The 24737-nt window shown below is 57.7% G+C and carries 22 protein-coding genes, 4 tRNA genes and 2 other RNA genes; 24 read left to right on the forward strand and 4 right to left on the reverse strand.

What is annotated here, in order from left to right:
* Positions 1–91: 91 nt before the first annotated feature.
* Entirely contained in the window at positions 92–853 is a 762-nt protein-coding gene (locus tag I6G83_RS10945) for a basic amino acid ABC transporter substrate-binding protein (RefSeq protein WP_054305164.1), read from the reverse strand.
* A gap of 403 nt (positions 854–1256) precedes the next feature.
* On the opposite strand from I6G83_RS10945, the gene ftsB reads away from it, so the two are divergent.
* The 8 genes from ftsB (at position 1257) to rpoS (ending at position 7553) form a co-directional block, all read left to right on the forward strand.
* Positions 1257–1574 (forward strand): cell division protein FtsB, encoded by a 318-nt coding sequence (gene ftsB, locus I6G83_RS10950; protein WP_015670981.1) that lies wholly within the window; start codon positions 1257–1259, stop codon positions 1572–1574.
* Positions 1575–1576: 2 nt separating this feature from the next.
* Positions 1577–2296, forward strand: coding sequence for a 2-C-methyl-D-erythritol 4-phosphate cytidylyltransferase (gene ispD / locus I6G83_RS10955; RefSeq protein ID WP_054305165.1), 720 nt, complete (start codon positions 1577–1579; stop codon positions 2294–2296).
* Positions 2296–2769, forward strand: coding sequence for a 2-C-methyl-D-erythritol 2,4-cyclodiphosphate synthase (ispF, locus tag I6G83_RS10960; protein WP_015670983.1), 474 nt, complete (start codon positions 2296–2298; stop codon positions 2767–2769). Before ispD ends, ispF begins: the two co-directional genes overlap by 1 nt.
* A gap of 4 nt (positions 2770–2773) precedes the next feature.
* Positions 2774–3820: a tRNA pseudouridine(13) synthase TruD gene (gene truD, locus I6G83_RS10965; protein ID WP_054305166.1), complete on the forward strand. Its 1047-nt coding sequence runs from the start codon at positions 2774–2776 to the stop codon at positions 3818–3820.
* Complete coding sequence (gene surE / locus I6G83_RS10970; protein WP_054305167.1) at positions 3801–4562, forward strand: 5'/3'-nucleotidase SurE; 762 nt, start codon at positions 3801–3803, stop codon at positions 4560–4562. The genes truD and surE overlap by 20 nt, the downstream gene beginning before the upstream one ends.
* A complete protein-coding gene (locus I6G83_RS10975; protein ID WP_015670986.1) occupies positions 4556–5182 on the forward strand; it encodes a protein-L-isoaspartate(D-aspartate) O-methyltransferase in 627 nt (208 codons plus the stop codon). The genes surE and I6G83_RS10975 overlap by 7 nt, the downstream gene beginning before the upstream one ends.
* 319 nt (positions 5183–5501) lie before the next feature.
* Entirely contained in the window at positions 5502–6500 is a 999-nt protein-coding gene (gene nlpD, locus I6G83_RS10980; RefSeq protein ID WP_054305168.1) for a murein hydrolase activator NlpD, read from the forward strand.
* Between the two features lie 54 nt (positions 6501–6554).
* Entirely contained in the window at positions 6555–7553 is a 999-nt protein-coding gene (gene rpoS / locus I6G83_RS10985) for an RNA polymerase sigma factor RpoS (protein WP_015670988.1), read from the forward strand.
* 72 nt (positions 7554–7625) lie between these two features.
* On the opposite strand, the gene mutS is transcribed toward rpoS, so the two are convergent.
* Complete coding sequence (gene mutS / locus I6G83_RS10990; RefSeq protein WP_062779164.1) at positions 7626–10178, reverse strand: DNA mismatch repair protein MutS; 2553 nt, start codon at positions 10176–10178, stop codon at positions 7626–7628.
* Between the two features lie 322 nt (positions 10179–10500).
* Here mutS and mltB point away from each other — a divergent pair, with 322 nt between their 5' ends.
* Positions 10501–11592 (forward strand): lytic murein transglycosylase B, encoded by a 1092-nt coding sequence (gene mltB, locus I6G83_RS10995; RefSeq protein WP_015670990.1) that lies wholly within the window; start codon positions 10501–10503, stop codon positions 11590–11592.
* Positions 11593–11630: 38 nt separating this feature from the next.
* Here the strand turns inward: mltB and I6G83_RS11000 are convergent, their stop codons facing one another.
* Positions 11631–13040, reverse strand: coding sequence for an MFS transporter (locus I6G83_RS11000; RefSeq protein ID WP_054307310.1), 1410 nt, complete (start codon positions 13038–13040; stop codon positions 11631–11633).
* A 235-nt stretch (positions 13041–13275) separates the two neighbouring features.
* Between I6G83_RS11000 and pncC the strand changes: the two genes are divergently transcribed.
* The 15 genes from pncC (at position 13276) to luxS (ending at position 23360) form a co-directional block, all read left to right on the forward strand.
* Positions 13276–13764 (forward strand): nicotinamide-nucleotide amidase, encoded by a 489-nt coding sequence (gene pncC / locus I6G83_RS11005; RefSeq protein ID WP_015670992.1) that lies wholly within the window; start codon positions 13276–13278, stop codon positions 13762–13764.
* A 112-nt stretch (positions 13765–13876) separates the two neighbouring features.
* Positions 13877–14929 carry a recombinase RecA gene (recA, locus tag I6G83_RS11010; RefSeq protein WP_015670993.1) on the forward strand — a complete coding sequence of 351 codons (1053 nt, stop codon included), beginning with the start codon at positions 13877–13879 and terminating at the stop codon, positions 14927–14929.
* 97 nt (positions 14930–15026) lie between these two features.
* A complete protein-coding gene (gene recX, locus I6G83_RS11015) occupies positions 15027–15521 on the forward strand; it encodes a recombination regulator RecX (protein ID WP_054307312.1) in 495 nt (164 codons plus the stop codon).
* 135 nt (positions 15522–15656) lie between these two features.
* Complete coding sequence (alaS, locus tag I6G83_RS11020) at positions 15657–18284, forward strand: alanine--tRNA ligase (RefSeq protein ID WP_054307311.1); 2628 nt, start codon at positions 15657–15659, stop codon at positions 18282–18284.
* A 252-nt stretch (positions 18285–18536) separates the two neighbouring features.
* Positions 18537–18722, forward strand: coding sequence for a carbon storage regulator CsrA (gene csrA, locus I6G83_RS11025; RefSeq protein WP_004091602.1), 186 nt, complete (start codon positions 18537–18539; stop codon positions 18720–18722).
* Positions 18723–19035: 313 nt separating this feature from the next.
* A tRNA-Ser gene (locus I6G83_RS11030) sits at positions 19036–19128 on the forward strand.
* Positions 19129–19131: 3 nt separating this feature from the next.
* Positions 19132–19208 (forward strand) — tRNA-Arg (locus tag I6G83_RS11035).
* Between the two features lie 107 nt (positions 19209–19315).
* Positions 19316–19392 (forward strand) — tRNA-Arg (locus I6G83_RS11040).
* A 47-nt stretch (positions 19393–19439) separates the two neighbouring features.
* Positions 19440–19516: transfer RNA gene (locus tag I6G83_RS11045), tRNA-Arg, on the forward strand.
* A gap of 28 nt (positions 19517–19544) precedes the next feature.
* Positions 19545–19663: non-coding RNA, RtT sRNA (locus I6G83_RS11050), on the forward strand.
* Between the two features lie 28 nt (positions 19664–19691).
* Positions 19692–19810: non-coding RNA, RtT sRNA (locus I6G83_RS11055), on the forward strand.
* A 162-nt stretch (positions 19811–19972) separates the two neighbouring features.
* On the forward strand, positions 19973–20539 hold the full coding sequence (gene yqaB, locus I6G83_RS11060) for a fructose-1-phosphate/6-phosphogluconate phosphatase (protein WP_054307967.1): 567 nt from the start codon (positions 19973–19975) through the stop codon (positions 20537–20539).
* Positions 20536–20964, forward strand: coding sequence for a YqaA family protein (locus tag I6G83_RS11065; RefSeq protein WP_054307968.1), 429 nt, complete (start codon positions 20536–20538; stop codon positions 20962–20964). The genes yqaB and I6G83_RS11065 overlap by 4 nt, the downstream gene beginning before the upstream one ends.
* Positions 20965–21075: 111 nt before the next feature.
* Entirely contained in the window at positions 21076–22677 is a 1602-nt protein-coding gene (gene gshA, locus I6G83_RS11070; RefSeq protein ID WP_174545401.1) for a glutamate--cysteine ligase, read from the forward strand.
* A 167-nt stretch (positions 22678–22844) separates the two neighbouring features.
* Positions 22845–23360 carry an S-ribosylhomocysteine lyase gene (gene luxS / locus I6G83_RS11075; protein WP_015671000.1) on the forward strand — a complete coding sequence of 172 codons (516 nt, stop codon included), beginning with the start codon at positions 22845–22847 and terminating at the stop codon, positions 23358–23360.
* A 69-nt stretch (positions 23361–23429) separates the two neighbouring features.
* Here luxS and I6G83_RS11080 read toward each other — a convergent pair whose 3' ends face one another.
* Entirely contained in the window at positions 23430–24719 is a 1290-nt protein-coding gene (locus tag I6G83_RS11080) for an HlyC/CorC family transporter (protein ID WP_015671001.1), read from the reverse strand.
* Positions 24720–24737: the final 18 nt, after the last annotated feature.

A 24737-nucleotide genomic window follows, 5' to 3' on the forward strand; every position in this document is an offset into this window, starting at 1 on the left:
ATTCCTGGATGATCTCCCAGCGGAAATTCACGGTAAGTTCCTTATTGGCAGTTGCAGGGCCGGAGGCATCCGGCCCGTATCAGGCAGCGGATTATTGGGCCGGCAGCGTGGGGACGTTGTTGTCAAACCAGTTCTGGTAGATGTTGGCGTAGGTGCCGTCGGCGATGATTTTCTTCAGGCCGGCGTTGATTTTGTCGCGCAGCTCATCGTTGCCTTTGGCGACGGCGATGCCGAAATACTGCCGCTCAAACTTGGCGTCGGACACCAGCTTAAACTGCTTTTCCGGATGCGTTTTGATATAGAACTTGGCGACGCCGACGTCGCCGACCGCAGCGCCGATGCCGTCTTCATACAGCTCTTGCAGCATCAGCGGCGTGTTGTCGAAGCGCTTGATGGCGGTGCTGTTTTTCCCCAGCACGTCAGAGACGACGATATCGCCGGTGCTGGAGTTGACCACGCCGACCTTCAGCGTTTTCAGTGCGGCAATGGCGTCGACCGTCGAGTCCTTCGGCACCACGATCGCCTGTTCCGCCGGGAAGTACGGCGCGGAGAACTCCACCATCTGTTTACGTTTATCGGTAATGGTGATGCCGGAGATGATGATGTCGCGGTCGCCGGAGTTCAGCGTGGCGAAAATGCCCTCCCACGGCGTATTGACCAGCTTGATCTTGAAGCCTTCGGCCGCGGCGACGGCCTTGATAATATCAATATCAAAGCCTTCCAGCTGTTTATTGCTGTTTTCGAACTCGAACGGGCGGTAGGTGCCGCCGGAGCCGACGACATAGGTAGTTTCAGCCGCGGCGGAAAAGCCGGCGGTCAGGCAGGCTGCCATTAACAGCAGGTGTTTTAACATGGTGGATCCCCGGAAGTTTATGGTTGTCTTTGTTGGTGTTTATTCATATTTGCTGCATAAAAATAATGATGCGAGGGTAAAATTACAACCGTACCGGTAGGTTTTGTTGGTTTATGGTGTTAAATATTCATTTTCAGCGGTTGGCTGGTGGAAACCGTGGCGGCTTTGCCGCCCGGCCAGTGTTATGCTCTGTACAAAATATGCACCGCGGGTGCGCGGTTGTTGGGCTTTCATCCGGTTTTTTCCGGTCGCGAAGGTTTTTTTGCCGCTTTCAGCGCATTTTTAGGTTATAAACGCACATAAGTTCTCATCCGTACTCTTAAACTGGCGGCGAAATGCCGCTCTCAGTGTGGAGTCCAACGGAAAGTTGTGGGATGATTAGGCGGTTTTTCAGGGGGCGCGGATGGGAAAACTTACGCTACTATTGTTGGCATTGCTTGGCTGGTTACAGTATTCGCTGTGGCTGGGCAAAAATGGGGTTCACGATTACGTGCGGGTCAATGACGATGTTGCAGTCCAGCAGGGCAGCAACGCCAAGTTGAAGGCGCGTAACGATCAGCTGTTCGCCGAAATCGACGATCTTAACGGTGGTCAGGAAGCGATTGAAGAGCGCGCGCGTAACGAGCTGGGCATGATCAAGCCCGGAGAAACTTTCTATCGTCTGGTTCCTGACCAAGCCAGACGCGGCGTGACGCCTTCCTCGCAAAACAACGTAAAATAAACATGAATCACTCCGCAGGCTCCTTGCCGCAGGTGGTTGCCGTGCTGCCGGCGGCAGGCATCGGCAGCCGTATGCAAACAGATTGCCCAAAGCAGTACCTCACCATCGGCAACCAAACTATTCTTGAACATGCGATCCACGCGTTGCTGCGTCATCCGCGTGTCCGTCAGGCGATCGTGGCCATCGGTCCGGACGATGACCATTTTGCCCGTTTACCGATTGCCCGCGACCCGCGGGTGGTGGTGACGGTCGGCGGCCGGCAGCGCGCCGATTCGGTGATGGCCGGCCTGCACCTGGCGGGCGACGCCGAGTGGGTGCTGGTGCATGATGCCGCGCGCCCGTGTCTGCATGCCGACGATCTCGAGCGCCTGCTGGCGATCGCCGAACACAGCAAGGTGGGCGGCATTCTCGCCGCGCCGGTGCGCGATACCATGAAGCGGGCGGAAAGCGGCGTGGCGGCCATCGCCCATACGGTGGAGCGCCAGGATTTATGGCATGCGCTGACGCCGCAGTTTTTCCCGCTGGCGTTGCTGAAGCACTGTCTGCAGCGGGCGATGGATGAAGGGGCGAACGTCACCGATGAAGCCTCGGCGCTGGAGCATTGCGGTTACCATCCGCTGCTGGTGGCGGGGCGTGCCGATAATATTAAAGTGACGCGGCCGGAAGATTTACGGCTGGCGGCGTTTTATTTAACCCAGTTGAACCAACAGGAGCAGGCTTGATGCGAATCGGTCACGGTTTTGATGTACATAAATTCGGCGGCGAAGGCCCGCTGGTGATCGGTGGCGTCCGCATTCCTTACGAACAAGGTTTGCTGGCCCATTCCGACGGTGATGTGGCGCTGCACGCCGCTACCGATGCGCTGCTGGGCGCCGCCGCGCTGGGCGATATCGGCAAACTGTTCCCGGATACCGACCCGTCCTTTAAAGGCGCCGACAGCCGTGAGCTGCTGCGTGAGGCCTGGCGCCGGATTCGCGCCAAAGGCTACCGCCTGGGCAACCTGGACGTCACGATTATCGCTCAGGCGCCGAAGATGGCGCCGCATATCCCGCAGATGCGCGTTTTCCTGGCGGAAGATCTGCAGTGTCATATGGACGACGTCAACGTGAAGGCGACCACCACGGAAAAACTGGGGTTCACCGGCCGTGGCGAAGGGATTGCCTGCGAAGCGGTTGCCTTGTTAATCAAGGAGTAAACCGATGGATATGGCAAATCTGACCTGGCTGCACGGTCAGCCGCAGGCCAGCGGCGTGCTGAAGGCCAACCCGGAAGATTTCGTGGTGGTGGAAGACCTGGGCTTTACGCCGGACGGCGAAGGCGAGCATCTGCTGGTCAATATTCGTAAAAACGGCTGCAATACGCAGTTTGTCGCCGACTATCTGGCGCGTTTTGCCGGCGTTCACGGCCGCGCGGTCAGTTATGCCGGCCTGAAAGACCGTCATGCGGTGACCGAACAGTGGTTCTGTCTGCACCTGCCGGGCAAGGAGACGCCCGACCTCGGCCGTTTCGAACTGGAGGGCTGCGAAGTGCTCGCCGCCGCCCGTCACCGCCGTAAGCTGCGCATTGGCACGCTGAAAGGCAACAGCTTTACGCTGGTGCTGCGCCATATCAGCGATCGTGACGACGTCGAGCAGCGCCTGCAGGCGATTGCCGCGGACGGCGTGCCGAACTATTTCGGCAGCCAGCGCTTTGGTCACGGCGGCAATAACCTGACGATGGCGCGCCGCTGGGCCAATGATGAAATCCGCGTCAAAGAGCGCAACAAGCGTAGCTTTTACCTCTCCGCCAGCCGCAGCGCCCTGTTTAATCTGGTGACGTCGGCGCGGCTGGCCAATCAGCAGCAGCGCAGCGTGCTGGAAGGCGACGCGCTGCAGCTGAGCGGACGCGGCAGCTGGTTTGTCGCCAAGGCGGACGAGCTGGAGAGCGTACAGCAGCGTGTGAATGACGGCGAACTGCTGATTACTGCGCCGTTACCTGGCGACGGCGAGCCTGGCACCGCCGGCGCCGCGCTGGATTTTGAACAACAGTGCTTGGCGCAACAGCCGGAATTGCTTAGTCTCTTAAAGCGCGAACGCGTAGACCCCGCCAGACGCGCTTTGCTGTTGCAGCCGCAGAATATGCAATGGAACTGGTGGGATGATGTCACCGTTGAACTGCGTTTTTGGCTGCCGGCCGGCAGTTTCGCTACCAGCGTAGTTCGCGAAATTATGCAGCAGGATAACCGTGATGCGGATATTACTGAGTAACGACGACGGCGTCAGCGCGCCGGGCATTCAGGTGCTGGCGGCGGCGCTGCGCGAGTTCGCCGACGTGATGGTGGTGGCGCCCGATCGCAACCGCAGCGGCGCCTCCAATGCGTTGACGCTGGATGCGCCGCTGCGCACCCAAACGTTGCCGAACGGCGATATTGCCGTACTGCAGGGCACGCCGACCGACTGCGTCTATCTGGGCGTAAACGCCCTGATGCGCCCGGCGCCGGATATTGTTGTCTCCGGCATTAACGCCGGCCCCAATCTGGGCGACGACGTGATCTATTCCGGCACCGTGGCGGCGGCGATGGAAGGACGGCACTTGGGCCTGCCGGCGCTGGCGGTGTCGCTCAACGGCCACCAGCATTATGAGACCGCGGCGGCCGTGACCTGCCGGCTGTTGCGCGCATTGCTGCGCGAGCCGTTGCGCACCGGAAAAATTCTCAACGTCAACGTGCCGGACGTGCCGCTCGCTGACATCAAAGGGATCCGCGTGACCCGCTGCGGCAGCCGCCATCCGGCGGAGCAGGTATTTTGTCAGCAGGACCCGCGCGGGCGGGATATTTATTGGATTGGGCCGCCGGGGGAGCAATGTGATGCCGGACCGGATACCGATTTTGCTGCCGTTGAGCAGGGCTATGTTGCGGTGACGCCGTTACAGGTGGATTTAACCGCGTATGCCGCCCAGGATGTGGTAAAAACATGGTTAACCAAAGCCGAGGTCAGCGGGGAATGGTGAGTAAGCCAATGCAAACATTGTTGGCGCAGCTGCGTCAGCAGGGGATCCAGGACGAAAAACTGTTGCAGGCCATGGCGGCCGTGCCGCGTGAGCGCTTTGTCGATGAAGCGCTCCAGCATAAAGCCTATGAAAATACCGCGTTGCCGATAGGGTCGGGGCAAACGATCTCCCAACCGTATACGGTGGCGCGCATGACCGAACTGCTGAACCTGACGCCGACCTCGCGCGTGCTGGAGATTGGCACCGGTTCGGGCTACCAGACGGCCATCCTGGCGCATCTGGTTCAGCACGTGTGCTCCGTCGAGCGCATCAAAGGGCTGCAGTGGCAGGCCAAGCGCCGCCTGAAGCAACTCGACCTGCACAATGTTTCCACCCGCCACGGCGACGGCTGGCAAGGCTGGGCGTCGCGCGGACCGTTTGATGCCATTATCGTAACGGCGGCGCCGCTGGAGATTCCGCAGGCGCTGATGGCGCAGCTGGACGACGGCGGCATTATGGTGCTGCCGGTGGGGGACCAGTCACAGATTCTCAAGCGCATCCAACGTCGCGGTAGCGAGTTTGTGATTGATGCGGTGGAGGCAGTGCGCTTTGTTCCGCTGGTAAAAGGCGAACTGGCGTAACCGATTGTCTGTTTTATCGACTAAACGCAAAATCTGTTGCACTTTCATACGTCAGGAGCGGTTTTTAGCGTTCCAATAAGACTAATTTTCAATACAATTGCCTTTCTGCGGCGTTATCTGATAGCGCGGACGCGTTGAGGCCGCTACATTGACAACGCATTTTTGACTCCCTGACGGGAGATGGCCTGGTATGCAGGCGTCGGTCAGGGGAACCTTTCCAGCCAGAAACTGAGAAAAGACTTAAAGCTCAGCTACGCTGTATAGGATATTTTTTGGCTATAGATGCTGTAATGGGGGAAGCATGAGCACGGGAAGCCCAATGATTACTTTTCGCCGGGTAGCGGTGTGTACGATGATCGGTATGTGGTTGGCGGGTTGTACGAACAGCGGTTCGTCTTCTGCCCCTATCAGCAGCGTCAACGGCGGTGGCGGCAGCCCGATGACGGCCGGCAGCGGCAGTGCCGCTGCGCAGGCCACGCCGCAAGAGCGTATCGTTTATAATCGCAGCTATGACTCAATTCAAAAAGGCAGCTACAACGGCAGCACCTATACGGTAAAGCGCGGCGACACGCTGTTCTATATCGCCTGGATCACCGGCAATGACTTCCGTGACCTGGCACAACGCAACAATATTCCTGAACCTTATAGCCTGAATGTTGGCCAAACCATTCAACTTGGTAATGGTTCAGCCAATGCCGGCGGCGGCGTCGTGGCGGCAACGGACGCCACCGCTGGCGGTATTCCTAAACCACCGTCCAGCAGTCAGATCCAAACGGCAACGGTTGATTCTCAACCAACTAACGCGTATTCTGACAATTCGGGTAAACAGAATGTAGGTAAGATGTTACCTGCAGCAGGAGCCGCCGCGGCGGGAAGCGCCACTGCTCCTGTTACCGCGCCAGTTGCTACGCCTCCGGCGAGCAGCGCCGCCAGTAATAATTCGCCAGTCAGTACCTGGCGTTGGCCGACTGACGGTAAGGTCATTGATAACTTTTCCTCATCAGACGGTGGGAATAAAGGGGTCGATATCGCTGGCACTCGTGGGCAAGCCATTTTTGCGACCGCCGATGGTCGCGTTGTGTACGCCGGCAATGCTTTACGAGGTTACGGTAATCTAATCATCATCAAACATAATGATGATTACCTGAGCGCCTACGCTCATAACGACACAATGCTGGTCCGGGAACAACAAGAAGTGAAGGCGGGTCAAAAAATAGCCACCATGGGTAGCACCGGAACCAGTTCAGTACGCTTGCATTTTGAAATTCGTTACAAGGGGAAATCCGTAAACCCGCTGCGTTATCTTCCGCAGCGATAGATTGGGCAGAATATGCTGATATTCTGCTCGCGGTATCACGGGTAGGAGCAGCTTATGAGCCACAATACGCTGAAAGTTAACGAGTTACACAGTGATGCAGATTTCGACGAGAACGGAGTTGAGGCGGAATCATTTGATGAAAAAGCGCTGGCTGAAACCGAGGCCAGCGAGAATGATTTAGCTGAAGAAGAGCTGCTGTCTCAAGGGGTAACCCAGCGTGTGCTAGACGCAACGCAGCTCTATCTCGGAGAAATTGGCTATTCGCCTCTGCTGACCGCAGAGGAAGAAGTTTATTTTGCGCGGCGGGCGCTACGTGGTGACGTGCCGTCCCGCCGTCGTATGATCGAAAGTAACCTGCGTCTGGTGGTGAAAATCGCCCGTCGCTACAGCAACCGCGGCCTGGCGCTGCTGGATCTGATTGAAGAAGGTAACCTGGGCCTGATCCGCGCGGTCGAAAAATTCGACCCGGAACGTGGTTTCCGTTTCTCCACCTATGCCACCTGGTGGATCCGGCAGACCATTGAACGTGCGATCATGAACCAGACCCGCACCATTCGCCTGCCTATCCATATCGTCAAAGAACTTAACGTCTATCTGCGCACCGCGCGCGAGCTTTCCCATAAACTGGATCATGAGCCGAGCGCCGAAGAGATTGCCGAGCAGCTGGACCGGCCGGTGGATGACGTAAGCCGCATGCTGCGTCTGAACGAGCGCATTACCTCGGTGGATACGCCGCTGGGCGGCGACTCGGAGAAAGCGCTGCTGGATATTCTGGCTGACGAAAAGGACAACGGCCCGGAAGACACCACGCAGGACGATGATATGAAACAGAGCATCGTCAAATGGCTGTTCGAACTGAACGCCAAGCAGCGTGAAGTGCTGGCGCGACGTTTCGGCCTGCTGGGCTATGAAGCGGCGACGCTGGAAGACGTTGGCCGCGAGATTGGCCTGACGCGTGAGCGCGTGCGCCAGATTCAGGTGGAAGGGCTGCGTCGCCTGCGTGAAATCCTGCAGACGCAAGGGTTGAGCATTGAGGCGCTGTTCCGCGAATAATCTCGGTTGCCTGAGGATGAAATAAAAACGGTGAGCTAACGCTCACCGTTTTTTTATGGCCGGTAAGGCGGGTTAGACCAGGCTTTTCAGACGGTAAATCCACTCCAGCGCCTGACGCGGGCTGAGTGAATCCGGATCCAGCGTCTCCAGCGCCTCTACCGCCGGCGAGGTCTCTTCGGCCAGCAGCGTCATCTGAGTGGCGTCTACCGTACCGGCAGCGGTGTGGTTGGAGAGCGTTTCCAGCTCGCGCAGCTTCTGCCGCGCACGTTTGATGACGTCGCGCGGCACGCCGGCCAGCGCGGCTACCGCCAGCCCGTAGCTCTTGCTGGCGGCGCCGTCCTGCACGCTGTGCATAAAGGCGATGGTGTCGCCATGCTCCAGCGCGTCCAGATGCACGTTAACCACGCCTTCCATTTTCTCCGGCAGGGTAGTCAGCTCGAAGTAATGGGTGGCGAACAGCGTCATCGCCTTGATGCGGTTAGCCAGATTTTCAGCGCAGGCCCAGGCCAGCGACAGACCGTCGTAGGTCGAGGTGCCGCGGCCGATTTCGTCCATTAGCACCAGGCTATGTTCGGTCGCGTTGTGCAGAATATTGGCGGTTTCGGTCATCTCCACCATAAAGGTGGAGCGGCCGGAGGCCAGATCGTCCGCCGCGCCGACGCGGGTAAAGATACGGTCGACCGGGCCGATGCTGGCTTTAGCGGCCGGCACGTAGCTGCCGATATGCGCCATCAGCACGATCAGCGCCGTTTGCCGCATATAGGTGCTTTTACCCCCCATGTTCGGACCGGTAATGATCAACATGCGACGCTGCGGCGACAGTGCGACCGGGTTGGCGATAAACGGCTCGCTCAACACCTGCTCCACCACCGGGTGGCGGCCTTCGGTGATGCGGATGCCTGGCTGCTCGCTCATGGTCGGGCAGGCATAGTTGAGCGTTTCCGCCCGCTCCGCCAGGTTGGCGAGCACGTCGAGTTCCGCCAGTGCGCTGGCGCTTTGCTGCAGCTCGCCCAGATGCGGCAGCAGCAGGTCGAACAGCTCGTCATACAGCGCCTTTTCAATTGCCAGCGCTTTGCCCTTGGAGGTGAGAACCTTGTCCTCATACTCCTTCAGTTCGGGAATGATGTAACGCTCGGCGTTTTTCAGCGTCTGACGGCGTACGTAATGAATCGGCACCAGATGGCTCTGGGCGCGGCTGACCTGAATGTAGTAACCGTGTACGCCGTTGAAGCCGACCTTCAGCGTATCCAGGCCCAGCTTTTCACGCTCGCGGATCTCCAGCCGATCGAGGTAGTCGCTGGCGCCGTCCGCCAGCGCACGCCATTCGTCCAGTTCGGCATTATAGCCGGGGGCGATGACGCCGCCGTCGCGCACCAGCACCGGCGGGGCTTCAACCACGGCGCGCTCCAGCAGGTCCTGCAGCTCGTCGAACTGGCCGACCTGCGCCAGCAGCTGCTGCACGTGCGTTGCCTCAACGTCCTGCAGCAGCGCGCGAATATCCGGCAGTTGCTGGAAGGCGTGGCGCATGCGCGCCAGATCGCGCGGGCGGGCGGTCCGCAGCGCCAGACGCGCCAGAATACGCTCCAGATCGCCCACCTGGCGCAGCGGCGGCTGCAGGTCGGCGGTCAGATCCTGTAATGCGCCAATCGCCTGCTGGCGGTTGTTCAGCACCTTAACGTCGCGCGTCGGCATATGCAGCCAGCGCTTCAGCATCCGGCTGCCCATCGGCGTGACGGTGCGGTCGAGGATCGCCGCCAGGGTGTTTTCGCTGCCGCCGGACAGGCTTTGGGTGATTTCCAGGTTACGGCGGGTGGCGGCGTCCATAATGATGCCGTCCTGCTGGCGTTCCATGGTGATGCCGCGGATGTGCGGCAGCGCGGTGCGCTGGGTATCTTTGACATACTGCAGCAGACAGCCGGCGGCGCGCAGCGCCTGCTGCGACTGCTCTACGCCGAAACCGGTCAGATCGCGGGTGCCGAACTGCAGGTTCAGCTGCTGACGCGCGGTGTCCAGCTCAAACTCCCACAGCGGGCGGCGGCGCAGGCCGTGGCGCTGTTCGATCAGCGCCATCTGCTCAAAGTTTTCCGGATACAGCAGCTCGGCCGGGTTGGTGCGCTGCAGTTCGGCCGCCATGGTTTCCACATCTTCCGGCTCGGCAACGCGGAAACGACCGGAGCTGATGTCCAGCGTGGCGTAGCCGAAGCCGCGCGCGTCCTGCCAGATGGCGGCCAGCAGGTTGTCCTGCCGCTCCTGCAGCAGCGCTTCGTCGCTGACGGTGCCGGGCGTGACGATGCGCACCACTTTGCGCTCCACCGGGCCTTTGCTGGCGGCGGGATCGCCGACCTGCTCACAGATGGCGACGGATTCGCCCAGCTGCACCAGCTTGGCCAAATAGTTTTCTACCGCATGGTGCGGCACGCCGGCCATCGGGATAGGTTCGCCCGCGGAGGCGCCGCGCTTGGTCAGGGAGATATCCAACAGCTGTGAAGCGCGCTTGGCATCGTCATAAAACAGCTCGTAGAAGTCACCCATCCGATAGAACAGCAGAATTTCAGGATGCTGTGCCTTTAAGCGCAGGTACTGCTGCATCATCGGCGTGTGTTCGACGTATTCTTTGTTTTCCATAATGTTCACTGCGTTATGTTCTGATTATGCGTCATGAGCATGATGCTTACCGTAGCCACGTTGAAGCGTCCTGCAAGAAGGCTAAATGCCGGCTGCTCTGTAGAGTGAAGATGTTAACAGGTGAGAACGCAGTTTCAAACGCATCTGCGAGCGCCGGCACTTTTTTCCTCTGCTTCTGCTAAATCGTTCGCATAACGGCTGCCAGTAGCGGAAAAATGGGCGGTATTTGACTGATTATTTGACGCGGATATTCCTGTTTGTGCATCACCGTCTATGATTTACCATAACCAAAATATTTTTAGCCTGGCTGTATGGATACCTGATGCGTCAATTTGCCCCTCTTATTCCCCTGGTCGTTTTACTTTCCGCCTGCAGCAGCAAGCCGGAAAATACCACCCAGCCGCCGCAGGGCCGCGCGGTGCAAGGCGGTTTCCTGCTGGAAGCCGATCACGTCAATCCGATGCTGTCCGGCGATTATGCCTACAACGCGTCGGCCCAGCGCTTTATCGACAAAATGGTGCGCGAGCACGGCTTTGATCGCCAGCAGCTGCATGATGTTTTCGCGCAGACCAAGCGACTGGACTGGGTGATCCGGCTGATGGATCGTCAGGCGCCAAGACCGACCGGCCAGCCGCCTTCCGGGCCGAACGGCGCCTGGCTGCGGTACCGTAATAAATTCATTACTCCGGATAATATTCCCAACGGCGTAGCCTTCTGGAATCAGTATGCCGATGCGCTGGAGCGCGCGCACCGGGTCTACGGCGTGCCGCCGGAAATCATTGTCGGCATCATCGGGGTGGAAACCCGCTGGGGACGGGTGATGGGCAAAACGCGCATTATCGACGCGCTGGCGACGCTCTCCTTCGATTATCCCCGCCGTGCGACCTACTTTACCGGCGAACTGGAAACCTTCCTGCTGATGGCGCGTAAAGAGCAGCGCGATCCGCTGGAACTGCGCGGCTCTTATGCCGGTGCGATGGGATATGGCCAGTTTATGCCGTCCTCCTTCAAGGATTACGCGGTCGATTTTAACGGCGACGGGCACATTAACCTGTGGGATCCTGAGGACGCGATCGGCAGCGTGGCAAACTACTTCCGCGCGCACGGCTGGCAGCGCGATGCGCTGGTTGCGGTGCCGGCCAGCGGCCAGGCGCCATATATGGAGCACGGCTTCAAGACCCGCTATACGGTCGGCGCACTGCAGTCTGCGGGGCTGACGCCGCAGGGCGGGCTGGGCCACGATCAGGAAGTGAGCCTGCTGCGTCTGGATATGGGCAGCGACTATCAGTACTGGTACGGGTTGCCGAACTTCTACACCATCACCCGCTATAACCACAGTACGCACTATGCGATGGCGGTATGGCAATTGGGTGAGGCGGTCGGCCGTGCGCGGCGCGGCGGCAGCGTATTCTGAGCAGCAAAAAGGGCCGGTGACGGCCCTTTTTCTTTGGCTTACAGCATGGTGTAGGCTTTCTTCAGCCCGGTGTCCTCATCCGGGTCTGCCCCCTGCGCAGGCGGCTCCTCTTCCTCCGCTGCCACGTCGGCAGGTTCCGCTTCGGCCTCGGCAGGTTCTGTTTCAACCGGATCCGGCGCGGCTTCCGGCGGCGGCATGGTGTCATGAATCGTTTGTTCATCGAAGGTCGGGTTCAACGCCGGCGACAGCGGCGAACTGACCAGGCTGTCCGGCATCGGAATATGCGGCAGCGGCGCATCCTCGACGAACTGCGACTCGTCCTCTTTCACCGTGCGGCTGAAGCCGACAATCAGCACGCCGCACAGGGCGAAAAACACATACAGAATATTGCCGCCCAGCGGCTGGATCAGCATGCCGACCGTCAGCGGTCCGATGCTGGCGCCGACGCCGAAGGCCATCAGCAGACAGGCCGCCAGCGATACGCGGCGCTCCGGTTCGACCAGGTCATTGGCCAGCGCCACCGCCAGCGGATAGAGCGTAAACTGCAGCATGCTGACGACAAAGCCGATAGCCAGCAGCAGCGGAAAAGTGATGTGCGGCAGAATCGCCAGCGGCAGCGCCGCCAGCACCAGCAAAATGGCGTTGAGACGCATCAACAGCGTACGGTTGTAGCGATCGGACAGCCAGCTCAGCGGGAACTGCGCCACCAGGCCGGCGAAAATCGCCAGCGCCATAAACAGGCCGGTATGCTGGGTGCTTAAATCCTGCTGGCTGGTATACACCGGCGCCAGGCCGTAAAACGAGCCGACCACCATGCCGATCACCAGCGTACTGGCCAGCACGCTGGGAATGGTGCGGATAAAGTAGCGCAGCTCCAGCGGCGCTGGCGACATATGGCGGACGTTGGTGCGGGTGGTGAGGGCGATGGGCACCAGGCAAAGCGCGAAGCACAGGGCGATAATCAGCAGGGTGCTGATGCCCAGATCGGTCTGCAGCATCAACACCACCTGGCCGAGGGACAGGCCTAAGTAGGTGGCGGCCATGTAGAAACCGAAGACCACGCCGCGCTGATTGGACTCGGCCTGATCGTTAAGCCAGCTTTCCAACACCATAAACTGGCACATCATGCACAGACCGATAATCATGCGCAGCACTACCCAAACCGGAATGTATTCGGTCAGCCCGTGCCCCAGCACCGCGGCGGTAATAATGCCCGCGCAGGAGACGTAGGCGCGGATATGCCCGACGCGAGCAATCAAAAAGTGGCCGACCTTGCCGCCGACCACCAGCCCGATATAGTTGGCGGCGGTGATGGCGCCGATCAGGCCGCCGGTGACGTGAATCGAGGTCAGACGCAAGGAGATATAGGTGGTCAGCAGCCCGGATCCCAGCAGCATCAGCAGCGTCGTGGTATATAACGGAAAGAATACGCCAAACGTCTTTTTCACTCGCTCATCCTATAGTCATCGGCGCTGATTATTGCCGGCCACCAGCATCCTTGTTGCGTGCGCTATTGCGTGTTGCCCGTTACCTGGGCGCATCCTCTGATACTAGCAGTTTGCTTGGCAGCTTAAAACCTCGCCGCTTTTGCGCTGCGCTGCGCAATTTGCCGATCCTGCCGTCGCCGACGCTTGATAAATGCTACTATCGGACGCATATAGCAATGATTCATTGAGGGGCGTTATGAGCGAAGAAAACCTGCGTAAACTTAGCGTGGCCGTCGGCGAAAAACTGAAGGCCGACGGGCGCTGGATCACGGCGGCGGAGTCCTGCACCGGCGGCGGCATCGCCAAGGCGATCACCGATATTGCCGGCAGCTCCGCCTACTTCGACCGCGGTTTTGTCACCTACAGCAACCGGGCGAAGCACCAGCTGCTGGGCGTTTCCGAGAGCACGCTGCAGGTGCATGGCGCGGTCAGCGAAGCGGTGGTGCGTGAAATGGCGCAGGGCGCGCTGCATGCGGCCGACGCCGATATCGCGCTGTCGGTCAGCGGCATCGCCGGGCCGGACGGCGGCAGCGCGGCGAAACCGGTCGGCACCGTATGGTTCGGTTTTGCCGAACGTTCCGGGCGGGTGCTGGCGTGCGAGAGGCGTTTTAGTGGCGATCGCGACGCCGTCCGGCTGCAGGCGACGGTTTTCGCGCTGCAAACCGTGCTCGACGAATTTTTATAAAATTAGGCTTGATACTGTATGACTGTACAGTATAATTAGTGACATTTCCTGCACAACATACATTCAGTGGCAGTGTGGGGTAACACCGACATTGCGTAACGAAGGAGCAAAAATGGCTATTGATGAGAACAAGCAAAAGGCGTTAGCTGCGGCACTGGGCCAGATTGAAAAACAATTCGGCAAAGGCTCCATCATGCGTCTGGGTGAAGACCGTTCCATGGATGTGGAAACGATCTCTACCGGCTCACTGTCACTTGATATCGCACTGGGCGCCGGCGGCCTGCCGATGGGCCGTATCGTAGAAATCTACGGGCCGGAATCCTCAGGTAAAACCACCCTGACGCTGCAGGTTATCGCCGCCGCGCAGCGCGAAGGTAAAACCTGCGCCTTTATCGATGCCGAACACGCGCTGGATCCGGTGTATGCGAAAAAGCTGGGCGTAGATATCGATAACCTGCTGTGTTCTCAGCCGGACACCGGCGAGCAGGCGCTGGAAATCTGTGACGCGTTGACCCGCTCCGGCGCGGTTGACGTGATCATCGTCGACTCCGTTGCGGCGCTGACGCCAAAAGCGGAAATCGAAGGTGAAATCGGTGATTCGCACATGGGTCTGGCGGCGCGTATGATGAGCCAGGCAATGCGTAAGCTGGCCGGTAACCTGAAAAATGCCAACACGCTGCTGATCTTCATCAACCAGATCCGTATGAAAATCGGCGTGATGTTCGGCAACCCGGAAACCACCACCGGCGGCAACGCGCTGAAGTTCTATGCCTCTGTGCGTCTGGATATCCGCCGTATCGGCGCGATTAAAGAGGGCGATGAAGTGGTCGGCAGCGAAACCCGCGTAAAAGTGGTGAAGAACAAGGTTGCCGCACCGTTCAAACAGGCTGAATTCCAGATCATGTACGGCGAAGGCATTAACAGCCGCGGTGAGCTGATTGACCTGGGCGTGAAGCACAAGATGATTGAAAAAGCCGGCGCCTGGTACAGCTACAACGGCGATAAGATTGGTCAGGGTAAGGCGAATGCCTGCAACTTCCTGAAGGAAAACCCGGCAATTGCCGCCGAACTGGACAAGAAGCTGCGCGATCTGCTGCTGCACAGCAGCGCCGTTGAAGCGGATGAAGGCTTCGATGACGAAGCTGAAACCAGCGAAGAGTTTTAATCGCGACAGTGGCGGTACGTGCTGATTCTGGCGTATCGCCGCACGCCAAGGTTGTAATCCTATGAACGAACGGGTTTCCCCAAAGACCGGAAACACGCTGAATGACCTGCTAAGCCGCGCGATGCGCTTGCTGTCACAACGCGATCATAGTGAAGACGAACTGCGCCGCAAGCTTGCGGCGCAGCCGTTTTTCTCCCGCGCCAGATTCTCCGACAAAAATTCCTCCCCACCTTGCGATGAACCCATCGACCCAGCCGTTGTCGAACAGGTCATTGATTATTGTTATCAGCATAATTGGTTGGACGATCGGCGTTTTGCTACGAGCTATATCGGCAGCCGCAGCCGTAAGGGCTACGGCGCGCAGCGCATTCGTTCCGAGCTGATGCAAAAGGGTGTGGATAAAGAGGTGGTGCAGACGGCGTTGGCCGACTGTGACATCGACTGGTGCGAACAGGCCAAAGAGGTTGCTCAGCGCAAATTTGGCGAACCATTGCCGAAAGAGTGGAAAGACAAAGCCAAAGTGCAGCGTTATCTGCTTTATCGAGGCTTTTTCCAGGAAGAAATTCAGTCGATTTACCGTGATTTTGCGTAATCATCGCACACGGGGTTTTACTTCCCTCTGAAGAAAATTTATCTTATCCCCACTTTAGTTCGTGAGCAGGCTGCCATCGTAAGGATGACGCGCGCCCTGCTCACGTATCGTTATTCTAGTCTTTCCGGGAAAAATATGAGCAAGAGCACCGCTGAGATCCGTCAAGCGTTTCTCGATTTCTTTCATAGTAAGGGTCATCAGGTCGTAGCAAGCAGCTCCCTGGTGCCTAACAATGATCCGACGTTGCTGTTTACCAACGCCGGTATGAACCAATTCAAAGATGTTTTCCTGGGGCTGGATAAACGCGCTTATACCCGCGCGACCACCTCTCAGCGCTGCGTACGCGCAGGTGGTAAGCATAATGACCTGGAAAACGTCGGTTACACCGCGCGCCACCATACCTTCTTCGAAATGCTGGGTAACTTCAGCTTCGGTGATTACTTCAAACGTGACGCCATTGCCTATGCCTGGGAACTGCTGACTGGTGAAAACTGGTTTAACCTGCCGAAAGAAAAGCTGTGGGTGACCGTCTACGAAACCGATGATGAAGCATTTGCTATCTGGCAGAACGAAATCGGTATCCCTGCTGAGCGCATCATTCGCATCGGCGACAACAAGGGCGCGCCGTTTGCTTCCGATAACTTCTGGCAGATGGGTGATACCGGCCCGTGCGGTCCGTGCACCGAAATTTTCTACGATCACGGCGATCACATCTGGGGCGGTCCTCCGGGCAGCCCGGAAGAGGATGGCGACCGTTATATCGAGATCTGGAATATCGTCTTTATGCAGTTTAACCGTCAGGCTGACGGCACGATGCTGCCGCTGCCTAAACCATCGGTCGATACCGGCATGGGGCTGGAGCGTATCACCGCGGTGCTGCAACACGTTAATTCCAACTATGAAATCGATCTGTTCCGCACCCTGATCGCGGCAGTTGCCAAAGTCACCGGCGCGACCGATCTGGATAACAAGTCCCTGCGCGTTATCGCCGACCATATTCGTTCTTGCGCCTTCCTGATTTCCGACGGCGTTATCCCGTCCAATGAGAACCGTGGTTATGTGCTGCGTCGCATCATTCGCCGCGCGGTACGTCACGGCAATATGCTGGGTGCAAAAGATACCTTCTTCTACAAGCTGGTTGCGCCGTTGATCGAAGTGATGGGGCCGGCGGCTGAAGAGCTGAAGAGCCAGCAGGCGATGGTTGAGCAGGTGCTGAAAACGGAAGAAGAGCAGTTTGCCCGCACGCTGGAGCGTGGTTTGGCGCTGCTGGACGAAGAGCTGTCCAAGCTGCTGGGCGATACGCTGGACGGTGAAACGGCCTTCCGTCTGTATGACACCTACGGCTTCCCGGTTGATTTAACCGCAGACGTTTGCCGCGAGCGCGGCCTGAAGGTTGATGAGGCTGGCTTTGACGAGGCGATGGAAGCGCAGCGCCGCCGTGCGCGTGAATCCAGCGGTTTCGGCGCTGATTACAACAGTATGATCCGCGTTGATGGCGCCAGCGAATTCTGCGGCTATGACCATGACAAGCTGCAGGCCAAGGTGACCGCGCTGTTCCGTGACGGCCAGCCCGTTGAGGCGATTCATGCCGGCGAAGACGCCGTGGTGGTGCTGGACAGCACGCCGTTCTACGGTGAGTCCGGCGGTCAGGTTGGCGATAAAGGGGTGTTGAAAGCGGCAGCGGCGGAATTTGTCGTCGCCGACACGCAAAAATACGGTCAGGCGCTCGGTCATCAGGGCAAACTGGCACAAGGTACGCTGAAAGTTGGCGACAGCGTTGATGCCGAGATCGATCAGGCGCGTCGCAACCGCATTCGTCTGAACCACTCCGCGACCCACCTGCTGCACGAGGCATTACGCCAGGTGCTGGGTGAGCATGTGGCGCAGAAAGGCTCTCTGGTTAACGATAAGTATCTGCGTTTCGACTTCTCGCACTTTGAGGCGATCAAGCCGGAACAGCTGCGTGCGGTGGAAGACCTGGTCAACCAGCAGGTGCGTCGTAATCTGCCGGTGCAGACCGAGGTGATGGCGCTGGACGATGCAAAAGAGAAGGGCGCGATGGCGCTGTTCGGTGAGAAGTACGATGACCATGTGCGCGTACTGACCATGGGCGACTTCTCTACCGAACTGTGTGGCGGTACCCATGCGTCCCGTACCGGTGATATCGGCCTGTTCCGTATTCAGAGCGAGTCGGGTACGGCCGCGGGGATCCGCCGTATTGAAGCGCTGACCGGTGAAGGCGCGATAGCCTCGCTGCATCAGCAGAGTGATTTACTGCAGGAGGTTGCCCACCTGGTGAAAGGTGACAGCAACAACCTGACGGACAAAGTACGTGCGGTGCTCGATCGTTCCCGCGTGTTGGAAAAAGAGCTGCAGCAGCTTAAAGACCAACAGGCGGCGTCGGAAAGCGCGTCACTGTCCAGTAAGGCGCAATTGGTGAACGGCGTGAAGCTGCTGGTTAGCCAGCTGGATAACGTTGAACCGAAAATGCTGCGTACCATGGTTGACGATCTTAAAAATCAACTGGGTTCTGCAATCATCGTTCTGGCTACGGCTGCTGACGGTAAAGTCAGCCTGATTGCTGGCGTGACCAAAGATCTGACCGACCGGGTAAAAGCCGGCGAGCTGATCGGCAGCGTCGCCCAGCAGGTGGGTGGCAAGGGCGGTGGTCGTCCGGATATGGCGCAAGCGGGGGGAAGCGACGTCGACGCCTTGCCTGCGGCATTAGGCAGCGTAGAAGCCTGGGTGGCTTCGAAACTGTGAATATAAATAAATAGCCCAGATGAACGCCATAACCTATTGTTGATTATGGCGTTTTTTCAGGGTGCTAAAACAATGCGGTTATAATAACGGGAACAAAGTTTTTCAGGTCGGCTAAACTTATCATTAACTGGGGTGATACCAAGTCTACTTACATTTATTGTGGGTTCTATGGCTTACTTTTTCACCACATATGATGGATAATGGCGGGGAAACTGAGAGACCCGACTCTTTTAATCTTTCAAGGAGCAAAGAATGTTAATTCTGACTCGTCGAGTTGGTGAAACCCTCATGATTGGCGATGAGGTTACGGTCACAGTGCTAGGGGTAAAAGGCAACCAGGTTCGTATTGGTGTAAATGCTCCGAAAGAAGTGTCCGTACACCGGGAAGAAATCTATCAACGTATCCAGGCCGAGAAGTCTCAGCAGACGACTTACTGATTTCAATCGTAGCGTCTCGTTGCCTCTGACGGGACGCTTCTGCCTTTTTTCTCTCTTTCCTCTGGTTTTTCCCTCTCTCGCTGACAATTTTTCTTCTGGGCGTTATTCACTTTATTGCCGGCCTATTGCCGTTTGTCTGTTGATAAAACACCCTTTTTGCCGTCGAATTGCCCATATTGCCTGCGAAGTGTGCAAACAAAAATAAGTTGGGAAAAATTGTTTGACTTATAAGTCGGGGAAAGTAATATGTGCGCCACGCAGTGCCGATGAGCTTCTCTAAAGCGAGTTAGGCACAATTCGAAAGAAGCGTGTTGGTGAGGTGGCCGAGAGGCTGAAGGCGCTCCCCTGCTAAGGGAGTATGCGGTCAAAAGCTGCATCCGGGGTTCGAATCCCCGCCTCACCGCCATTTGCATCCGTAGCTCAGCTGGATAGAGTACTCGGCTACGAACCGAGCGGTCGGAGGTTCGAATCCTCCCGGATGCACCATATTTAGACATGTGTTTGAACGTCGTAATTCGAACCCGTGTCACGCCATAGAGCAGTATGGTAGGGTGAGTAACAAAATACCATACGGTATCAAAAAGAATTACTGTGCATCCGTAGCTCAGCTGGATAGAGTACTCGGCTACGAACCGAGCGGTCGGAGGTTCGAATCCTCCCGGATGCACCATTCTTCAAGTCTTACCTGATTATCAGGAAAGCAAAAAAATAGACAATGCATCCGTAGCTCAGCTGGATAGAGTACTCGGCTACGAACCGAGCGGTCGGAGGTTCGAATCCTCCCGGATGCACCATCTAAGAAAAACCCGCCTAGGCGGGTTTTTCGCTTTTCCGACCGCGAGGAGAGCGGTTGGAGGTTCGAGCCGAGCGTAGCGAGACAACGTTGCGTCAGCAACGGCCCGCAGGGGAGGCGCAGCCGAATCATCCTCCCGGATGCACCATCTAAGAAAAACCCGCCTCGGCGGGTTTTTCGCTTTTCCGACCGCGAGGAGAGCGGTTGGAGGTTCGAGCCGAGCGCAGCGAGACAACGTTGCGTCAGCAACGGCCCGCAGGGGAGGCGCAGCCGAATCATCCTCCCGGATGCACCCTCTAAGAAAAACCCGCCTCGGCGGGTTTTTCGCTTTCTGTTCTCCGCATCATCCATGAAGCCCTTACCCACAACGCGGCATTTTCAGACATCACGCGATCGGCGACAATTTCCCTGCTTTGCGATAAAGTAGTTTTCTTTCCGCAATGATCATGGAGTAACGATGTACGATCGCTACCAAGGTCTGATCTTTGACATGGACGGCACGATTCTGGATACCGAACCCACACACCGGCAGGCGTGGCGTGACGTGCTGGGGCGCTATGGCATGACGTTTGACGAGTCTGCCGTGGTGGCGCTGAACGGTTCGCCGGCCTGGCGCATCGCCGAAGCGATTCTTGCCGCTCATCAGGCCGATCTCGATCCTCATCAGCTCGCCGCGGAGAAAACCCGCGCGGTGGAAGCGATGCTGCTCGACAGCGTGCGTCCGTTGCCGCTGGCGGAGGTGGTGAAGTCTTATCATGGCCGTCGTCCGATGGCGGTGGGCACCGGCAGTGAACACCGCATGGCGGAGCGGCTGCTGCGCCATCTGGGGCTGTATCAGTGCTTTGACGCGATTGTCGGTGCCGATGATGTCCAACGGCACAAGCCGGAACCGGACACGTTCCTGCGCTGCGCTGAACTGATAGGCGTAGCGCCGGAACAGTGCGTGGTGTTTGAAGACGCGGACTTTGGCATTCAGGCGGCACGCAGCGCCAATATGGCGGTGGTAGACGTCCGTACGCTGTGAGTAGTACGCTAACGTTACTTTCATTGTTCGGCAGCAGTTTTCTCAGTGCGACGCTGCTGCCGGGAAATTCAGAAATTCTTCTGGTCGCCTTGCTGACGAAAAGTCTGGTTGCCCCCGCATGGTTAGTGCTGGCGGCGACGTTGGGCAATACGCTTGGCGGGCTGACGAATGTGATTATCGGGCGCCTGTTACCGGCGTTGAAACCGCAACGCGGGCTGGAAACGGCGCAGAAGTGGTTGCAACGCTTTGGCCCGGCTGCGCTGTTGCTCAGTTGGTTGCCGGTAGTGGGCGATTTGTTGTGCGTGTTGGCAGGTTGGCTGCGCATGCCATGGGGACCTGTGGTGCTGTTTCTGACGATCGGAAAAGCGCTGCGTTACGTCATTTTGACTATGATAACGCTACAGGGGATTTCCTGGTGGCACTAACGAAGTTAAACATAACCCTAAACGTTGTCAGGCTGGCGGTGAACGACGTGCGCGTTGCCGCGGTCGGCATGGGTGGGAATGAATACAATCTTCTTCGGGCGTGGTTTCAGTATGCTTACGAGTAATCGTTTTTTGGAGCGGGAGGTCAATTTGATCCCGGACGTATCACAGGCGCTTTCTTGGCTGGAAGCCCACCCTCAGGCCTTAAAAGGCATTCGCCGCGGTATTGAGCGCGAAACCCTACGCGTAACGGCCGATGGCAAGCTGGCAACGACCGGACATCCGGAACATCTGGGGGCGGCATTAACGCACCATTGGATTACCACAGATTTTGCCGAGGCACTGTTAGAGTTTATTACGCCGGTTGATGACAATATCGATCACCTGCTGACGTTCTTGCGCGATATCCACCGCTATGTGGCGCGTAATATTGGTGAAGAGCGCATGTGGCCGCTGAGCATGCCGTGTTTTATCGGCGCCGAGCAGGATATTGAACTGGCGCAGTTCGGCTCATCGAATATCGGCCGGATGAAAACGCTGTACCGCGAAGGGCTGAAAAACCGCTATGGTGCCTTGATGCAGACGATTTCCGGCGTTCACTACAACTTCTCGCTGCCGATGGAGTTCTGGCAGGCCTGGGCGGGGGTTGAGGATGCGGAAAGCGGTAAGGAGCAAATATCTGCCGGTTATTTCCGCCTGATCCGCAACTATTACCGCTTTGGCTGGGTGATCCCTTATCTGTTCGGGGCCTCGCCGGCTATCTGCTCCTCGTTCCTGAAGGGGCGGGAAACCTCGCTGCCGTTTGAAAGCAACGGCCGCGGCATGTTGTATCTGCCGTATGCCACCTCGCTGCGTCTGAGCGACCTGGGTTATACCAACAAGTCGCAAAGCAATCTGGGGATTACCTTCAACGACCTGCACAGCTATGTTGAAGGGCTGAAGAAGGCGATTGTGACGCCGTCGGAAGAGTTTGCGCAATTAGGGGTGAAGCAGGGCGACCATTACCTGCAGCTGAATACCAACGTGCTGCAGATTGAAAATGAACTGTATGCGCCGATTCGTCCCAAGCGCGTAACCCGCAGCGGCGAGACGCCGTCCGATGCTTTGCTGCGCGGCGGCATTGAATATATCGAAGTGCGTTCGCTGGATATCAACCCGTTCTCGCCGATTGGCGTTGATGCGGTGCAGGCGCGTTTCCTGGACCTGTTCCTGATCTGGTGCACCCTGGCGGACGCGCCGGAAATGAACAGCGATGAATTACTGTGTACGCGCAAAAACTGGAACCGCGTGATTCTGGAAGGCCGTAAGCCGGGACAAACCATCGGCATCGGCTGCAACGATACGCGTAAGCCGCTGGTCCAGGTGGGCAAGGCGCTGTTCGCCGATCTGCGGCGCGTAGCGGAAGTGCTGGACAGTGAAGCCGGCGACCGGGCGTATCAGCAGGTGTGCGATCGGCTGGTCGCCGCTTTCGACGATCCGGAGCAGACCTTCTCCGCCCGCATCTTAAAGGCGATGCAGGAAGACGGAACCGGTAAGGTGGGGCTGGAACTGGCGGAGCATTATCGTCAGATGCTGCGCGCTGAACCGCTGGAAATTCTCAGCGACGAGCTGTTTGCACAGGAGTCTCGCGAGTCGTGGCAACGACAGCGCGACATAGAAGCGGCGGATACGCTAAGCTTTGAACAGTTCCTGAAGGCAAACGGCGGGGGCTGAAAAAGAAAAAGGCCACATCAATGTGGCCAAATATGCATCTCTGATGACAGGGATGATGATAACAAATGCGCGTCTTTCATATACTGAGACCCGCAGGGTGGGAAAAGGTTTCCTTGGATCGCTAAAAAAAATCCTAAATAATTTTTCTTTTACGAGGAGGTGACAACATGCCACTGCTGGATAGCTTTACCGTAGACCACACTCGCATGGCAGCCCCGGCTGTCCGCGTTGCGAAAACCATGAAAACTCCTCATGGCGATACCATCACCGTGTTTGACCTGCGTTTTTGCATCCCAAACAAAGAAGTGATGCCAGAGCGCGGCATTCATACGCTGGAACACCTGTTCGCAGGGTTTATGCGTAATCACCTGAATGGCCAGGGCGTAGAGATTATCGATATCTCGCCAATGGGTTGCCGCACCGGCTTCTATATGAGCCTGATCGGCGTGCCGGAAGAGCAACGCGTTGCCGACGCCTGGAAAGCGGCGATGGCAGACGTGCTGAAGGTGACCGACCAGCGTAAAATCCCTGAGCTGAATGAATTCCAGTGCGGGACGTATGAGATGCACTCGCTGCAGGAAGCGCAGGATATTGCCAAGCATATTCTGGATCGCGACGTAGTGGTCAACCGCAACGACGATCTGGCGCTGCCGGCAGAGAAGCTGCAGGAACTGCACATCTGATAAGGCGCCGGCCGCAGACAATAAAAAAGACGCGATTATCGCGTCTTTTTTATGGATGCCGCGCGAGCGTTAACTGTTTTGCACGCTTTCCTGCAGCGGTTTAATCGGCGTGACGCGCACCTGCTTAATCATATTGTCCTGCACGTCCAGAATATCAAAATCATAGTGGCCGATGCGGATGCGGGTGCCGCTTTCCGGGATCTCCCCCAGCTCTTCGAGCAGCAGCCCGTTGATAGTGCGCGCTTCAATGGCCGGCAGGTTCCAGTTAAAGGCTTTGTTCAGCTCCCGCACGTTGGCGGTGCCGTCGATCAGCACCGAGCCGTCGCTTTGCGGCGTAACTTCTTCCGCCAGCGTCGGGGACATGGAGGTGGTGAAGTCGCCGACGATCTCTTCCAGGATATCCTCTACCGTGACCAGCCCCTGAATATCGCCGTATTCGTCAACGACGATGCCCACTTTCTCTTTATTACGCTGGAATTTGACCAGCTGCACGTTAAGCGGGGTACCTTCCGGCACGTAGTAGATCTCATCGGCGGCGCGCAGCAGGTTCTCTTTGTTAAACTCGTTCTTTTCCGTCATCAGGCGGTAGGCCTCGCGCACGCGCAGCATGCCGATAGCGTCGTCCAGCGAGTCGCGATACAGCACAATGCGGCCGTGTGGTGAGTGCGTCAGCTGGCGCATGATGGACTTCCAGTCATCGTTAACGTCGATGCCCATGATCTCATTGCGCGGCACCATGATGTCTTCCACCGTGACCTTTTCCAGATCGAGAACCGAAATCAGCATGTCCTGATAGCGGCGTGAAATCTGCGAGTGGGATTCGTTGACGATGGTGCGCAGCTCTTCTTTACTGACGGCGTCGCTGATCTGGTGGTTAATACGGATGCCGAACAGCCGCAGCACGATGCTGGTAATGCCGTTCAGCAGCCATACCAGCGGGAACATGACCTTTTGCAGCGGCGCCAGCAGCATACTGCTGGGGAACGCGATGCGTTCCGGGTACAGGGCGGCAAAGGTTTTCGGCAGCACTTCGGCGAACAGCAGGACGGCGAAGGTGAGCACGCCGGTGGCAATCGCCACGCCCAGATCGCCATACAGACGCATCCCGACGATGGTTGCCAGTGCAGAAGCCAGGATATTCACCAGGTTATTGCCGATCAGCACCAGTCCGATCAGGCGGTCAGGCTTTTGCAGCAGCTTTTCTACCCGGCGGGCTGAGCGGTTGCCCTGTTTGGAAAGGTGACGAAGACGATAGCGGTTGAGCGTCATCATGCCGGTTTCGGATGCTGAAAAATAAGCGGAAACCACAATCATGATCACCAGAATGATGATTAGGGTGGCGGTCGAAACGTGCTCCAACGCAAGATTCCTTATATA

The organism is Serratia rubidaea (assembly GCF_016026735.1).
Classification (GTDB): domain Bacteria; phylum Pseudomonadota; class Gammaproteobacteria; order Enterobacterales; family Enterobacteriaceae; genus Serratia_B; species Serratia_B rubidaea.